The sequence below is a fragment of the Streptomyces sirii genome, assembly GCF_045690365.1.
Taxonomy (GTDB): Bacteria; Actinomycetota; Actinomycetes; order Streptomycetales; family Streptomycetaceae; genus Streptomyces; species Streptomyces sirii.
Map to the genome: position 1 here is coordinate 5,696,356 of NZ_CP147982.1, position 15,107 is coordinate 5,711,462.

Annotated in this window: 14 protein-coding genes; 8 read left to right on the top strand and 6 right to left on the bottom strand. The window is 71.8% G+C overall.

What is annotated here, in order from left to right:
• Positions 1-19: 19 nt before the first annotated feature.
• The 3 genes from WAB15_RS25755 to WAB15_RS25765 all read right to left on the bottom strand — a co-directional run bounded on the left by WAB15_RS25755 (position 20) and on the right by WAB15_RS25765 (position 1,890).
• Positions 20-517, bottom strand: coding sequence for a succinate dehydrogenase hydrophobic membrane anchor subunit (locus WAB15_RS25755; protein WP_407287707.1), 498 nt, complete (start codon positions 515-517; stop codon positions 20-22).
• 6 nt (positions 518-523) lie between these two features.
• The gene (gene sdhC, locus WAB15_RS25760) at positions 524-904 is read right to left on the bottom strand and encodes a succinate dehydrogenase, cytochrome b556 subunit (protein WP_129250783.1); all 381 of its coding nucleotides are present in this window, start codon (positions 902-904) and stop codon (positions 524-526) included.
• 266 nt (positions 905-1,170) lie between these two features.
• Positions 1,171-1,890, bottom strand: a complete 720-nt coding sequence (locus WAB15_RS25765; protein ID WP_407287708.1) for a 2-oxo-4-hydroxy-4-carboxy-5-ureidoimidazoline decarboxylase — start codon at positions 1,888-1,890, stop codon at positions 1,171-1,173.
• Positions 1,891-2,089: 199 nt separating this feature from the next.
• Here WAB15_RS25765 and WAB15_RS25770 point away from each other — a divergent pair, with 199 nt between their 5' ends.
• From WAB15_RS25770 to WAB15_RS25780, 3 genes are all read left to right on the top strand, one after another.
• A complete protein-coding gene (locus WAB15_RS25770; protein ID WP_407287709.1) occupies positions 2,090-3,736 on the top strand; it encodes a beta-N-acetylhexosaminidase in 1,647 nt (548 codons plus the stop codon).
• Positions 3,737-4,487: 751 nt separating this feature from the next.
• The gene (locus WAB15_RS25775; RefSeq protein WP_407289296.1) at positions 4,488-5,264 is read left to right on the top strand and encodes an RNA polymerase sigma factor; all 777 of its coding nucleotides are present in this window, start codon (positions 4,488-4,490) and stop codon (positions 5,262-5,264) included.
• A complete protein-coding gene (locus tag WAB15_RS25780; RefSeq protein ID WP_407287710.1) occupies positions 5,264-6,286 on the top strand; it encodes a hypothetical protein in 1,023 nt (340 codons plus the stop codon). Before WAB15_RS25775 ends, WAB15_RS25780 begins: the two co-directional genes overlap by 1 nt.
• A 209-nt stretch (positions 6,287-6,495) precedes the next feature.
• Here the strand turns inward: WAB15_RS25780 and WAB15_RS25785 are convergent, their stop codons facing one another.
• Entirely contained in the window at positions 6,496-7,305 is an 810-nt protein-coding gene (locus WAB15_RS25785; RefSeq protein ID WP_407287711.1) for a peptidoglycan-binding protein, read from the bottom strand.
• A 188-nt stretch (positions 7,306-7,493) separates the two neighbouring features.
• On the opposite strand from WAB15_RS25785, the gene WAB15_RS25790 reads away from it, so the two are divergent.
• Positions 7,494-9,092 carry a methylmalonyl-CoA mutase gene (locus tag WAB15_RS25790; protein WP_407287712.1) on the top strand — a complete coding sequence of 533 codons (1,599 nt, stop codon included), beginning with the start codon at positions 7,494-7,496 and terminating at the stop codon, positions 9,090-9,092.
• 77 nt (positions 9,093-9,169) lie between these two features.
• Positions 9,170-9,382, top strand: coding sequence for a hypothetical protein (locus tag WAB15_RS25795; protein WP_384425488.1), 213 nt, complete (start codon positions 9,170-9,172; stop codon positions 9,380-9,382).
• A gap of 472 nt (positions 9,383-9,854) precedes the next feature.
• Here WAB15_RS25795 and WAB15_RS25800 read toward each other — a convergent pair whose 3' ends face one another.
• The gene (locus tag WAB15_RS25800; protein WP_407287713.1) at positions 9,855-10,556 is read right to left on the bottom strand and encodes a FadR/GntR family transcriptional regulator; all 702 of its coding nucleotides are present in this window, start codon (positions 10,554-10,556) and stop codon (positions 9,855-9,857) included.
• Between the two features lie 131 nt (positions 10,557-10,687).
• Between WAB15_RS25800 and WAB15_RS25805 the strand changes: the two genes are divergently transcribed.
• Positions 10,688-11,218, top strand: a complete 531-nt coding sequence (locus WAB15_RS25805) for a gluconokinase (RefSeq protein WP_399148322.1) — start codon at positions 10,688-10,690, stop codon at positions 11,216-11,218.
• Positions 11,219-11,282: 64 nt separating this feature from the next.
• Positions 11,283-12,701: a gluconate:H+ symporter gene (locus WAB15_RS25810; RefSeq protein WP_407287714.1), complete on the top strand. Its 1,419-nt coding sequence runs from the start codon at positions 11,283-11,285 to the stop codon at positions 12,699-12,701.
• A gap of 121 nt (positions 12,702-12,822) precedes the next feature.
• On the opposite strand, the gene WAB15_RS25815 is transcribed toward WAB15_RS25810, so the two are convergent.
• On the bottom strand, positions 12,823-14,373 hold the full coding sequence (locus WAB15_RS25815) for an FAD-dependent monooxygenase (protein ID WP_407287715.1): 1,551 nt from the start codon (positions 14,371-14,373) through the stop codon (positions 12,823-12,825).
• A gap of 38 nt (positions 14,374-14,411) precedes the next feature.
• On the opposite strand from WAB15_RS25815, the gene WAB15_RS25820 reads away from it, so the two are divergent.
• Entirely contained in the window at positions 14,412-15,095 is a 684-nt protein-coding gene (locus WAB15_RS25820; RefSeq protein ID WP_407287716.1) for a TetR/AcrR family transcriptional regulator C-terminal domain-containing protein, read from the top strand.
• The last annotated feature ends 12 nt before the right edge of the window (positions 15,096-15,107 follow it).

A 15,107-nucleotide genomic window follows, 5' to 3' on the forward strand; every position in this document is an offset into this window, starting at 1 on the left:
GTTCCAGTCAGCCCCGGCTTCAGGAGATGTTCGGGTCGAAGGTGAAGATCACCAGCGTGCCCAGCAGGACGGTGAACACCGTCGCGGTGTACAGCAGCATCTTCAGCCAGAAGCGGGTGTTGTCCCGCTGCGCGTAGTCGTTGATGACGGTGCGCAGGCCGTTGGCGCCGTGCAGCATGGCCAGCCACAGCATCAGCAGGTCCCAGACCTGCCAGAACGGCGAGGCCCAGCGGCCGGCGACGAAGGCGAAGCCGATCTTGGAGACGCCGCCGTCGAGGACGAGCTGGATCAGCAGGTGACCCAGGACCAGGACGACCAGCACGATGCCGGACAGCCGCATGAACAGCCAGGCCTGCATCTCGAAGTTGCCTCGGGACGCGCTACCGGTCTTGTTGGTGCGCTTGCGCGGCGCCTCGATGACGGGAGCCGGGTTGTCCACGTCGTAGAGCGAGACGCCGTCGGTCGCGCCGGTCGCGCCCGCCGCGGTGGCACCTGCGGAGGTGGTTTCAGCAGACATCTCGCGTCAGCTCCCGAACAGCGTGCGCAGGGTGTGCTGCAGCACGGGGTAGAAGGCACCGGCCATCAGCACGACCCAGACGCCGACAACGGTCCACAGCATCTGCTTCTGGTACTTCGGGCCCTTGGCCCAGAAGTCCACGGCGATGACGCGCAGGCCGTTGAGCGCGTGGAAGAGGATGGCGGCCACCAGGCCGTACTCCATCACGTTGACGATCGGCGTCTTGTAGGTCGCAACGACGTTGTCGTAGGCCTCGGGGGAGACACGTACGAGAGCGGTGTCGAGGACGTGTACGAACAGGAAGAAGAAGATGAGGACGCCGGTGACTCGGTGAGCCACCCAGGACCACATGCCTTCCCGGCCGCGGTACAGCGTTCCAGCCGGCACGGAAGAACCCTCCGGGAGCGGGGACTAGGGCCGCGCCGGCTTCTCTGTCGGTCGGGCCCGGCCGGGTACGGTCCACCGGCCGCTCGTCATCGTATCGACGAGCTGTCGGTTCCTCGCGCGGGGGTCCTTAGGTGTGATCAAACAGGCACCAACGGGCTATCACACGAGGAGGAAACCGACTTTGCCGGGCGTACGGCCCGATTCGCCGGACTCCGGGGCGCCCGGCGGGGATCGGCTCGGGTCGTGGCGGCGCCGGGGGGCCGCCCTCAGGCCGCCAGTCGGGCCAGTCGGCCGCGGGCCAGTCGGCGCAGCTCGTCGGCGGCGACCGCCCGCTCCCCGGCCGGGTCGTTGCCCAGCCGGGCGCGCAGGGCGGACAGGACCTCGTCGAGGATTTCGTGCTCGCGCAGGCCGTCCAGGCAGATCACGAAGACATGGCCGAAGCGCCGCTCGTACTCGGCGTGCGCGGCGCGCAGTGCGGTGTGGGCGGCGAGCATGCCGGGGCCGCGGGCGGCGGTCAGCGGCAGCGGGGAGCGGCACTCGCCGGCGAGCGCCTCGTCGAGGTCGGCCGCCGCGAGGTCGTCGCAGGCCTGGTCGCAGGCGGCGAGCAGGTCCGCGGTGTCGGCGTACGGGCGGTGTGCCGCGACCCGCTCGGCCCAGCGCCGGCTGTGGCAGCAGCCGAGCAGCGCGGTCAGGGCGTCGTCGCAGGTCAGCGCGTTGAGGCGGGATAGCCCCCGGGCCGCGGGGCGGGCCAGGGCGGCGCCGCCGGCCTGGGTGGGTATGCCGCACCACGGCGCTCGCGGGGGGTGCAGCGTCGTCGGCCGGGCGGCCGGGGTGTCACCGGACAGCGTGGGCTCCTCGGACGGATGCGAATGGATCTCTTCGACGGGTGCGGGGCGGGCGGCTGACGGAAGCTGGGGGAGCGGACCGGAGTCGGGACGCGCGTGGCCGCGGCGGCGGGTGTGGCGGTGGTGTGTGTGGCATGACACCTCGGCGGTGCCCGGCGGTTCCAAGGAGAGCCCTGAGAAAGGGGTGACGAACAAGCGAGCGCCACGCTAACGATGGTTCTCGGCCACTGTCCGACGGATGCGCGAATTTCACCCGGATGAGAGAGCTTTCGCGTGTTCGGTGGACGACCGACTCCGTACACCTGGCAATGCCTTCGCCCCGAAAAGTGAGGATTGCACGATGTCGAACCCGAAGCGGCCGCCACGCGCCGCGCTCCCGGCCGTGGCGCTCACCGGTGCGCTGCTGCTCACCGGCTGCTCCGGAAGCGCGGACACCGAACCGCCCGGCAGCACCAGCGCCAAGGTCAACCCCGAGGCGGCCGCCACCCCGACATGGGCACCGGTGACCGGAACGCCACAGGTCATCCCCGCCGTACGCGAGTTCCGCCGGGCCGACGGGCGCGGCTGGCGCCCGACCGAGCAGGCCCGTGTGGTGGTCCCGGCCGGCGAGCACAGCAATGTCGCCGACGAGGCGCAGCTGATGGCCCGCGACCTGGGGGGACTGGACGTCGTCTACGGCGACGAGACCATACGTCCCGGCGACATCGAGGTGAAGGCGACGGGCAAGAGCACCGCCGACAACGTGCCGGTCCGAGGCGCGGCCGACGAGGCCTACACCCTCACCGCCCGCGGGACCCGGCTCACTCTGACGGCCCCCACCGACGCCGGAATCTTCTACGGCACCCGCACCGTCAAGCAGGCCGTACGCGCCGCCGGCGGACTCCCCGAGGGCACCATCGAGGACCGGCCGGACCGCCCGCAGCGCGGGATGTCGCTGGACAACGCCCGCAAGCCCTTCAGTCAGGACTGGATCGAGGCGCGCCTGCGGGAGATCGCCGACCTCAAGCTCAACCAGTTCCAGCTGCACTTCTCCGACGACCAGGGCTTCCGCATCCAGAGCGACACCCACCCCGAGGTCGTCTCGGCGGACCACCTCACCAAGGCGCAGGTGCGCCAGATCATCAGGCTCGCCCGCAGCCTGCACATCTCCGTCGTCCCGGAACTGGACTCGCCCGGCCACCTGGGCGCCGTGCTGGAGCACCATCAGGATCTGCTGCTGCGCAAGGCGTCGGGCACGGTGGTCCCGGGTGCGATCGACATCTCCAACCCCAAGGCGGCCCCGCTGATCGACTCGCTGCTGAAGGAGATGAGCGACCTGTTCGCCAACCCCAAGGGTGCCCCCGCCTACTGGCACCTGGGCGGCGACGAGTACCAGGCGCTGCTGTCCTCCACACCGGCGACCACGTATCCGCAGCTCACCCGGGCCGCACAGCGGAAGTACGGATCGGGCGGCACCATCAAGGACCTGGCGACCGGCTGGCTCAACGACCGGCAGAAGACCGTCGAGGCGCAGGGCAAGAACCGGATCGAGGCCTGGAACGACGGGTTCTTCTCCAGCCCGCGGGTGAGCGCTGACAAGAACCGGATGGTCGACTACTGGACCGGCAAGGAGCTCGGACAGCGCGACCCGGCGGAGTTCCTGCGCGAGGGCCGCAACGTCATGAACTTCAACGACGAGTTCCTCTACTACGTCCTCGGCGAGCCCAACCAGTTCTTCTACCCGACCGGCCGGCGGATCTACGAGAGCTGGACGCCCAAGGTGCTCCGCCACACCCAGCCGGTCTCGGTGCCCGCGAGCATGACCGGCCCGGACCGGATCCCCGGCGCGCGCTTCGCGATCTGGTGCGACCGGTCCGAGGCGCAGACGGCGCAGCAGGTGGCCGCCGGGATCCGGCTGCCACTGGCGGCGCTGGCACAGAAGACCTGGGACCCGCGGACGCCCGCCCTGTCCTGGTCGCAGTTCCAGGCGCTGGCGGGCCGGGTGTGAGAGCCGCCCCGGTAAGAATCGGGTGAGAGAAACGAGGACGGCCGGGGCCGCCACCCTCCCCATACGGGGTGATGTTCCCTCGACGGCGGCAGTGAACTCGGCATCAGGCTCCGTGACGGCCTGGACCCACGAGGACGGCCGGGGCCGCCACCCTCCCCATACGGGGTGATGTTCCCTCGACGGCGGCAGTGAACTCGGCATCAGGCTCCGTGACGGCCTGGACCCACGAGGACGGCCGGGGCCGCCACCCCCCACAGGAGAGGCCCCGGCCGTCGTTCGTGAAGGGCCGTGACGGCCCTCTATTCGGTACAGCGCCAGACGGCGCGAAAGCGTCACACGCGGTGCCAGGCGGGGTACCGCTAGTGGTCTGGACGCGAGCCCGGCCAGGCCCGTAACGTGCGGATCCGCGCCGAATGGCGTGGTGGTCGCGCCGCCGGGGCGGCCGAAAGAAGCCGTCCTTCCCGGGAGCTGCAGATGGATCCGCGCGCGCGTCTCACCGGTGCGTCGGCCGCCGTGTGCTCCTCGGCTCGGCGCTCGGCCGGCGGGGGCGGCACCGCCGTCCCGGGTTCGGCGTCGGCGGGTGCACGGGTTACGGTCGGCGGGAGCAGCCGGGTTACCCGGGGTTCCCGACCTACCCTGACCTGGGCCGGGCGGTAGCCTGCGAACACGGCCGGGCAACGAGGCAAAGCAAGCAAGGACCGGGCGGCGGACATTCCACGTGCGACAGGATGGACCCGTGCGAGGGGACGACATTCAGCCGGACGACCGTCGGCTGACAGTGGCCGTGCAGGCGGCGCAAAACGGCGACGAGGCGGCGTTCCGTACCCTCTACCGCGCCGTACATCCCCGACTTCTGGGATATGTACGGACGTTGGTGAGCGAAGCGGACGTCGAGGATGTCACCTCCGAGGCCTGGTTGCAGATAACCCGTGACCTCTCCCGCTTCAGCGGCGACGCCGACCGCTTCCGCGGCTGGGCCGCCCGAATTGCCCGCAATCGCGCGCTCGACCACATCAGGATGCGCGGCCGGCGCCCGGCGATCGGCGGCGACGAGAGTGAACTGGCCGACACCCCCGGGGCGTCCGACACCGCGGGCGAGGCGCTGGAAGCCCTCGGCACCGGCCGGACCATGCGACTGATAGCCCGCCTTCCGCAGGACCAGGCCGAGGCCGTGGTGCTGCGGGTGGTGGTCGGACTGGACGCCAAGAGCACCGCGCAGGTGCTCGGCAAACGCCCCGGAGCGGTGCGCACCGCCGCGCACCGCGGACTGCGCCGGCTCGCCGAGCTGATCGGCGACCCGCCGGACGGCGGCCCCGGGAGCGGTGACGGCGCAGACGCCGGCAGGGCGGAGGACGGCGCGGACGCGGGTGAGGACGCCCCGTCCGGCAGGCCCGCGCGGGGGCCGCGCGGAGGTGGCGGGACGATCGACGGAGTGCCCGTGCAGGGCCGCAGACGCCGCAACGGCGTGGCGGAATCGTACGTACCAGGTGTGACGGAAACGGCCGCACGAACGCAGAAGGACATGTGATGGCCGACGACCGGTACGACTGGCTCGACAAGGATGCCGCGGAGCACTTGCTGCGCGGTGAACCGGTCAGTGCCCGGCACGGCGACGGCGCACACGAACTGGAACAGCTGCTTCAGGCCGCCGCGGCGGTCGGCGCCAAGACGTCCGGGGCCGCCCCGCTGCCGGGTGAAGAGGCCGCCGTATCGGCGTTCCGCCAGGCCGCCGGTGCCCGCTCGCGCGGCCGCGGCGCCGCCGGCCGGACCGCGGTACGCGGCGCGCGCGCCACCGGCGCCGCCGAACGCCCCTGGGTCGTCCGCCCCTTCCGGCGCGGCTTCGTCGTGGCCCTCGCCGCCTGCGCCATCGGCGGCGTCGCCGTCGCGGCCGGCACGGGCGTACTGCACAGCCCGTTCCGCGACAGCGACGACCCCGAACCGGCCTCCACGGTCTCCGCCGTCGAGACGCCCGGGCCGTTCGACACCCGCGAGCCCGGCGCGCAGACCGACGGCACGACGGAGCGGACCCCCGACCCCTCGTCCGGCGGGAAGACCGCCGGCTCCGACGGGGGCCCGACCCCCGGCAGCAGCCGCGGCGCGACCCCGGGACCCGGCAAGGGCACGCCCGGCGGTCGCGGCCACGACCAGGAGCCCGGCGACGGCGGATCCGGCAAGGGCGGCAAGAAGAAACTTTTGCTCAGCCTCTGCCGGGACTACGAGTCGGGCAAGAACCGCCAGATGGACCGCGAGACCGTGCAGCGACTGGAGAGCAAGGCCGGCGGCCCGGAGAAGGTGCACGCCTTCTGCCGCGCCTATCTGGACCGGTACCAGAGCGGCGGCGGCTCGGGTGACAACGATGGCTTGGGCGGCGGGTCCGCAAGCGGCGGCGGCTCCGGCGGCGACGAGGACGACGACGACCACCCCTCCCAGTCACCCGCCACCACCCCCGCCCCCGGCGCCTCCACCCCGGCACCCGGGTCCTCGTCGTCCGTCGTGCAACCGCGCAGTGCCACGCTTTCTGCCACCCCGAGTGCGACGGTCGCGAGCTAGGTGTGACGTTTTTCGAGCCGGTGACGCAGTACTGAGTGAAGCCGACTGGTCATCGGCTGCGCGAGGAGCCGGGGTTCCCCCCGTACCTACGGCTCAGCGCACATGGCGCGGGCGGGGCACGTTCCCCCGGCCCTGCCCGCGCCCTTCTCCTCCCGCCACGCACCGGGCCCGGCCCGCAGTGGACTCAGCCCCCCAGGTCGAGACACCTTCTAGCGGTGGACGACGACCTTCGTCCCCTTCCCCACCTCGCCGAACAGCGCGGCGATCTTCGCCTTGTCCCGTACGTTGACGCAGCCGTGCGAGGCGCCGGTGTAGCCGCGGGCGGCGAAGTCCGCGGAGTAGTGGACCGCCTGGCCGCCGCTGAAGAACATCGCGTACGGCATGGCCGTGTGGTAGATCGTCGAGACGTGCCGGCGGCTCTTGAACGTGATGTGGAAGGTGCCCTCGCGGGTGGGGGTGTACTGGGAGCCGAAGCGGACGTCCATCGCCGAGGCGATCCGGCCGTCGACGACCCAGGTGAGGGTGTTCGACCGCTTGCTGATGCAGATCACCCTGCCCGTCGTGCAGCGCCGGTCCAGCACGCCTATCGGCCTGGTGGTGGGCGGATGGAGCTCCGTCCTCGTCGGCTGACGGGTGCGGGCGCGCAGGGCGCTCCAGGCCGCGGACTGCACCGCGCCCGTACGGGGCAGTCCCTGCTGCCGCTGGAAGGCGCGGACCGCGGTGGTGGTGAGCGAACCGTAGTAGCCGGTGGGGGAGTGGGCGAAGAACCCCAGCTGGGCCAGTCGCGCCTGGAGTTCGCGGACCCGCGCGCCCTGTGAGCCGAACGCCATGACCGGTCGCGGGGCGGGGTGGGTGGCACGTGCCGGCGGCGGGGCGTGCCGGCCGAGCGGCGGCGGGGCGGGGGTGGTGGGGGCGTGGTGGACTCCCTTGCCGTCCGGCGCACCGGTCTTGGTGACCGTCACCGGGCGGCAGCCCACCGCCAGCGCCGCCACCAGCAGCACCGCGGCCGTCGCCGGCATCGTCCGTCTTCCGCTGCTCCGCGTCATGCGCTACCCCCGGATCTCGGAGATCCCGATCGGCCACCGGAGATGCTTCCCAGCGCTGCGGCGTGGCGAACCTGCGGGCATGCTGAGGGCAAGGCGTAAAACAACGGGTAATACACGGCGTAAGAGCGGATAACGGTCAACCGGCGGGAAGGCGTACGTCCATGGCGCAGGAATCGGGCGGTGTCCGGTACAACGAGAGCGGTCTGCCCATCGAGCCCGTGTACGGGCCGCAGTCGCTGGCCGACTGGGACGCCGAGCGACGGCTCGGCGCGCCCGGCGGCTACCCCTTCACCCGCGGCGTCTATCCGTCGATGTACACCGGACGGCCCTGGACGATGCGGCAGTACGCGGGCTTCGGCACGGCCCGCGAGTCCAATGCCCGCTACCGGCAGCTGATCGCCCACGGCACGACGGGGCTGTCGGTCGCCTTCGACCTGCCCACCCAGATGGGCCACGACTCGGACACCCCGATCGCCTCCGGCGAGGTCGGCAAGGTCGGGGTGGCCATCGACTCCGTCGAGGACATGCGGGTGCTGTTCGGCGGCATCCCGCTGGACCGGGTGTCCACCTCGATGACGATCAACGCACCGGCGGCGCTGCTGCTTCTCCTCTACCAACTGGTCGGCGAGGAGGAAGGAGTGACGGCGAGTCAGCTCAAGGGGACGATCCAGAACGACGTGCTGAAGGAGTACATCGCACGCGGGACGTACATCTTCCCGCCGCAGCCCTCGCTGCGGCTGATCGCCGACATCTTCCAGTACTGCCGGGCCGAGATCCCCCAGTGGAACACCATCTCGATCTCCGGCTATCACATGGCCGAGGCCGGCGCCTCGCCCGCGCAGGAGATCGCCTTCACGCTCGCCAACGGCATCGAGTACGTGCGGTGCGCCGTGGCGGCCGGGATGGCGGTGGACGACTTCGCGCCGCGGCTGTCGTTCTTCTTCGTCTCGCGCACGACGCTGCTGGAGGAGGTCGCCAAGTTCCGTGCCGCGCGCAGGATCTGGGCCCGCGTCATGCGGGAGGAGTTCGGCGCGAAGAACCCCAAGTCGCAGATGCTGCGGTTCCATACGCAGACCGCCGGGGTGCAGCTCACCGCCCAGCAGCCGGAGGTGAACCTCGCCCGGGTCACCGTCCAGGCGCTGGCCGCGGTGCTCGGCGGCACCCAGTCGCTGCACACCAACTCCTTCGACGAGGCCATCGCGCTGCCCACGGACAAGTCGGCCCGGCTGGCGCTGCGCACCCAGCAGGTGCTCGCGCACGAGACCGATGTGACCGCCACCGTCGATCCGTTCGCCGGCTCCTATGCCGTGGAGTCGATGACGGACGAGCTGGAGGCGGCGGCCGTCGCGCTGATGCAGCGGGTCGAGGAGATGGGTGGTGCGGTGGCCGCCATCGAACGGGGCTTCCAGAAGGACGAGATCGAGCGCAACGCGTACCGGATCGCGCAGGAGACCGACGCCGGTGAGCGGGTGGTGGTCGGCGTCAACCGCTTCCAGCTGGACGAGGAGGAGCCCTATGAGCCGCTGCGGGTCGATCCGGTGATCGAGTCCCAGCAGATCGAGCGGCTGGCGCAGCTCCGCTCCCGCCGCAACCGCCGCGCGGTGACCGGCGCCCTGGACGACCTGCGCAAGGCCGCCGAGGGCACGGACAACGTCCTGCCCCCGATGCGGGAGGCGCTGCGGGCGAGGGCGACGGTGGGGGAGGTGTGTGAGGCGTTGCGGGGGGTCTGGGGGACGTATGTGCCGACCGACGCGTTCTGAGCCCGCACGCCTCGGCGTGTGGTCGGCGGCTCCGGGGGGCTCCCCTACCGCACGCCGGCCTAGGTCAGACTGATGTCATGTCGTCACCCCGCCGCGCGTGCCCCGTCTGCACCCGAGAGATCGCCGTCGTCGGCGGCCGCTTCGCCCGTCACGACCCTCCGGGCCGCCGCACGGGACTGGAACTGATCTCCTGCCCCGGCTCCCGCAAGATCGCCCCCCTGATGGCCCCCGCGGAACGCCTCTTCGACCCGGAGGAACCACCGTTTCCGGGCCAGCAACCGTTGTTTTGACCTCCCACGTTGTTGTCTGCGGCGCCGTGCGGGTTGTTCGCCGTTGCGCCTGGCGGCGGGCGTTTGTGTGTCGGGTGCGGTGACAGCCCTACGGACTCCGTCCTACGGTCTGTCCCCTCCCGTGGGTGGGTGGAAGGCAGGCCGGTGGGGGCGGGCCCCGTCCGTCGACCGCGCGCACGAAGGCTGACGTTCACCCCCACCGGTTTTCTCCCACCCTCAACGGGAGGGGGCGGGCCGGAGGGGTTGGGTGTCCGGACGTAAAGCGCAGCAGTCCGGACACCCAACCCCTCCGGCCCGTCACCGGCAGCCGAACAGCCCCGCGCAGCGGCAACAAGCCCGCCGCAGCCGCAACGGCGCGTAAGTCGAACACGTCGGCCGCAGCAAAGCGCAGCGGACGGGCCCGCCGCAGGCGCAACGGCGGCGAACCCCCACGGCGGGAAAGCCGAAAACGTGGGAGGCGGCCCAAGCGCAGCTACGGCGCCAGTACGTCCAGCTCCGCCATCGCCCCCGCCGTGATCTCGCGCGTCAATCGTTCCGCGCGGTCCGCGTCGCCGGTGCGGACCGCCTCGGCGACCTGGACGTGGAGGGTGACGGCGGCCGGGTCGGGGTCGGTGAACATCACGTGGTGCTGGGTGCGGCCGGTCAGGACGGCGGCGACGACATCGCCGAGGCGGGCGAACATCTCGTTGCCGGAGGCGGTGAGGATCACGCGGTGGAAGGCCGTGTCGTGGACGAGGTAGGCGTCGAGCTGCTGGCCGCGTGAGGTGGCGACCATGCCCATGGCGTGCTCGGTGAGTTCGGCGCACTGGGCGGGGGTGGCGTGCCGGGCGGCGAGCCCGGCGGCGACCGGTTCGACAGCCGAGCGCAGCACGGTCAGCGAGCGCAGCTGCCGGGGGCGGTCGCGGCCGGCCAGCCGCCAGCCGATGACCCGCGGGTCGTAGACGTTCCACTCCTCGGTCGGCCGGACGGTCACCCCCACGCGGCGCCGGGAGGCGACCAGCTGCATGGATTCCAGTACCCGGATCGCCTCGCGGATGACCGTGCGCGAGACGTCGAAGCGCTGCTCCAGCTCGTCCGTGCGCAGGATCGTGCCCGGAGGGTAGTCGCCCGCGGTGATCGCGGGTCCGAGGGACTCCAGCACACGCGCGTGCAGCCCCTTCCCCTCGTTTTCCATGGGGCAAGCCTACGTTCCCGCCCTCCGGCCAATTAAGTATGACGTTTGCATCACAGGGGCTTGAATACGTCGTACCTAATGGGTTTCAGTGGGGGCGCACGAGGTCAAGGAAGACAGCGAGGTAACACGGGATGAGCACGCCCGACGCCGCCCGCGACGTCATCGTCGTGATGGGAGTGGCCGGTACCGGCAAGACCACGATCGGCCCGCTGGTGGCCGCCGAACTGGGCGTGCCGTACGCCGAAGGTGACGACTTCCATCCGCCGGCCAACATCGCCAAGATGTCGGCCGGCATCCCGCTGGACGACGACGACCGCGGCCCCTGGCTCGACGCGATCGGCCGCTGGGCGCACGGCCGGGCCGGGCGGGGCGGGGTCGTCAGCAGCTCCGCACTCAAGCGCGCCTACCGCGACCGGCTGCGCGTCGCCGCCCCCGGCATCGTCTTCCTGCACCTCACCGGCGAGCGCGCGCTGATCGAGGCGCGGATGGCCGAGCGCAAGGGCCACTTCATGCCGGCGGCGCTCCTGGACTCCCAGTTCGCCACGCTCGAACCGCTCGGACCGGACGAGGCGGGTGTCGCCGTGGACGTCTCCGGCACCCCGCAGCAGATCGCCGAGCGGGCGGTGGCCGCGCTGCGCGCCGCCGCCTCACCCGCCGGATAGCACCGGGCCCCACCCAGACCGCCACCCCCCGCTCCCTCCCCTCAGTCCAAGCAAGGGAATCGCCGTGACACATCTCAGTGTGGAGATGCTCGCAGCGGACGCGACCGAGCCGATCACCTCGGCCGGTCACGCACAGCTGGGCATCGCCGTCCTGGCCGGCATAGCCGTCATCGTCCTGCTCATCTCCCGGTTCAAGCTGCATGCCTTCCTGTCGCTGATCATCGGCTCGCTGGTGCTCGGCGCGGTGGCCGGTGCGCCGCTCGAGGCGGCCATCGCCAGCTTCTCCGCGGGGCTGGGGACGACGGTCGCGGGCACCGGCGTGCTGATCGCGCTCGGCGCCGTCCTCGGCAAGCTGCTCGCCGACTCCGGTGGCGCCGACCAGATCGTCGACACGATCCTGGCGAAGGCGAGCAGCCGGACCATGCCCTGGGCGATGGTGCTGATCGCCGGCATCGTCGGGCTGCCGATCTTCTTCGAGGTCGGCATCGTGCTGCTGATCCCCGTGGTGCTGCTGGTCGCCAAGCGCGGCAACTTCTCGCTGATGCGGATCGGCATCCCGGCACTGGCCGGCCTCTCCGTGATGCACGGGCTGATTCCGCCGCACCCCGGCCCGCTGGTGGCGGTAGACGCGGTCGGCGCGAACCTCGGCATCACCCTTGCGCTCGGCGTCGTCGTCGCCGTCCCGACCGCGATCATCGCCGGTCCGGTCTTCTCCCGTTACGCGGCCCGGTGGGTGGACATCCACCCGCCGGAGCAGATGCTCCACACCCCCGGGGACGCCGCGGCCGGGCGCACCGGTGACGGCCCGGACGAGCGGCCCGGCTTCGGGATCACCGTCGCCACCGTGCTGCTGCCGGTCGTGATGATGCTGGCCAAGGCGCTGGTGGACATCGTCGTCGACGATCCCGAGCACACCGTCCAGCGGGTCTTCGACGTCGTCGGCTCGCCGCTGATCGCGCTGCTGACCGCCGTGATCGTCGCGATGTTCACGCTGGGCCGGGCGGCCGGCTTCACCCGCGGCCGGACCGCCGCCACGGTCGAGCGGTCGCTCGCCCCGATCGCCGGTGTGCTGCTGATCGTCGGCGCGGGCGGCGGGTTCAAGCAGACGCTGGTGGACGCCGGCGTCGGCCAGATGATCCTGGACGTCTCCAAGGGCTGGCACATCTCCACGCTGCTGCTGGCCTGGCTGATCGCGGTCGCCATCCGGCTCGCGACCGGCTCCGCGACGGTGGCCACCATCTCCGCCGCCGGGCTTCTCGCCCCGCTCGCCGCGGAGTTGAGCACCACGCACGGTGCGCTGCTGGTGCTGGCGATCGGTGCCGGCTCGCTCTTCTTCAGCCATGTCAACGACGCCGGATTCTGGCTGGTCAAGGAGTACTTCGGCATGAACGTCGGCCAGACGCTGAAGACCTGGTCGGTGATGGAGACGCTGATCTCGGTCGTCGGGATCGTCTGCGTCCTGCTGCTCTCCCTGGTCCTGTAGGGCTCGGACCTTCCGGGCGGACCACCGCCCCGGGCGCCCCACCCCCCTCAGGCGCCCGTTCCCGGCACGAGGCCGTACGAGCGGAGTTCTTCCGCCGGTACGGCCTCGTGCGCATGGTGGGTCAGGCGGCGGCGGGCCGTGCGGCGCCGACGTACGACGCCAGGGCCGCGGACAGCTCCGCGGCGGCGTTCCCGGCCGGTGCGGCCAGGGCGACATAGCCGTCCGGGCGGATCAGGAACACGGTGGGACCGGCGCCGTACGCGTCGCGGACATGGCCGTCGGTGTCGACCAGGTCGGGCGACGGGCCGCCCACGCGGACGACGCGCAGCAGGTCCGGGCCGGCCGGCAGCGTACCGGCGTCCAGGCCGGTGTCGCCCAGCGCGAGCACGGTGAAGTGCGGGCCGCGGTAGGCCTCGAAGAGCCGGGTGGGCTTGCCGCCGGCGGTGTGGCACGGGGCGTCGGGGGCGCGGTCGCCGGCGCGGAGCGCGTCCGGGTCGAGGTCCGTGCGCAGCTCCCGGGTCAGCGGGCCGTCGGGGTAGCCGATGTCGAGCTGGTGCAGGTCCCGGCCGCGGCGGGTCTCGCCGGAGCGGTGCAGCCGGGTGCTGGTCTGCAGGATGTGCGCGGCTATCGGGCGGCGCTCGACCTCGTAGCTGTCCAGGAGGGCGTCGGGGGCGCCGTGCCGCAGCACCTGGCCGAGCTTCCAGCCGAGGTTGTAGGCGTCCTGGACGCTGGTGTTCAGGCCCTGGCCGCCGGCCGGGGAGTGGATGTGGGCGGCGTCGCCGGCCAGGAAGACCCGGCCCTCGCGGTAGGAGTCGGCCATCCCGGCCTTGGGGCGGTAGACGGAGGACCACACGACCTCGCCGATCTGTTCGGCGGCCAGGTGGGTGTGCCGGGCGAGCGCGGCGCGTACGGCCTCGGGCGCGGTGTCGGGCTCCTCGGTGAACGCGGCCACGAAGGTCTGGAAGTAGTCGGTGCCGGCGAGCGGGAGGGCCATCGCGAATCCCCCGTTCGCAAGCGGCCAGCGGTGCCAGTGGTCCCGGTCGAGGCCGTCGATGTGGACGTCGGCGAGCAGCGCCGCGCCGGGCTCCAGCGCCGGGCCGCCCATCTTTGTGCCGAGGGCCCGCCGGACGGTGCTGCGTCCGCCGTCGGCGGCGACGAGGTAGCGGGCGCGCACCGTGCGCACCGTGCCGTCGGCGCCGCGGAGTCGGGCCGTCACGGCGTCGGAGTCCTGGCTGAACGTGTGGAGTTCGGTGCCGAAGAGCACCTCGCCGTCGAGCTCCCACAGCCGCTCGTGCAGCAGCTCCACGTTGCGGAACTGCGGCAGCATCACGGTGTTGGAGTGGGGCACGGAGGGTGTCGGGTCGACCCGTTCGAGCATCTCGTGGACCCCGGTGATCCGGCCGTTCTCCCAGAGCGCCATCTTCGGGTAGCTGCCGCCGGCCGCCCGTGCGGCGTCCAGCAGGCCGAGGTCCTCGTAGACCTCCTGGGTGCGCGGCTGCAGTCCGGTGCCGCGGGCGCCGAGGGAGAGGCCGTCCTGCCGCTCGACGATCAGGGTGCGCACTCCGCGACGGGCGAGGTCGATACCGAGGGCGAGGCCGGTCGGGCCTGCTCCGGAGACGAGTACGTCGACGTCGGTAACACGGGCACTGTCCTTAACGTTGTTAAGTTCCATGACTGGGAGTCTCGCCTTAACGGTGTTAAGTTGTCAACATGGTTTCGCGTATCGATCGCCGGCAGGTCGTGGACACCGCCCTGCGGCTGCTGAACGAGGTGGGTCTCGACGGGCTCACACTGCGCCGGATCGCCAAGGAGCTGAACGTCCAGGCACCCGCCCTCTACTGGCACTTCAAGAACAAGCAGGAGCTGCTGGACGAGATGGCCACCGAGATGCTGCGGCGGATGACCGCGCCGCTGATCGGGCCGAACGGCGTGGCGGCGGGGATGGGCGACACCTGGCAGGAGGCGCTGCTGGCCACCTGCCGCAGTCTCCGGCGGGATCTGCTCGGCTACCGCGACGGCGGCAAGGTCTTCAGCGGTACGCGGATGACCGACGAGAGCTATGTGCTGCCGCTGCAGAACCTGCTGAGCCGGCTCACCGCGTCCGGCATCCCGCTGGGCATGGCGGCGCGGGGCTGGTGGACCGCGTACAACTTCACCATCGGCCTGGTCATCGAGGAGCAGTCGGTCTACCCGGAACCGGGCGAGCCGGAGGCCCGCGGGCCGGAGAGCCGCGACCCGGCCTACGACCTGGAGCGCCGCGAGCGGCAGCTCGGAGAGCGCTATCCGCTCGCGGCGCAGGCGGGCCGGGAGATGTTCGGCGACCTGGAGCGCAGCTTCGAGGACGGGCTGCGGTTCATCGTCGCGGGAATCGAGGCGACGGCCGCCGGGGCATAGGTCCTGGCGGGC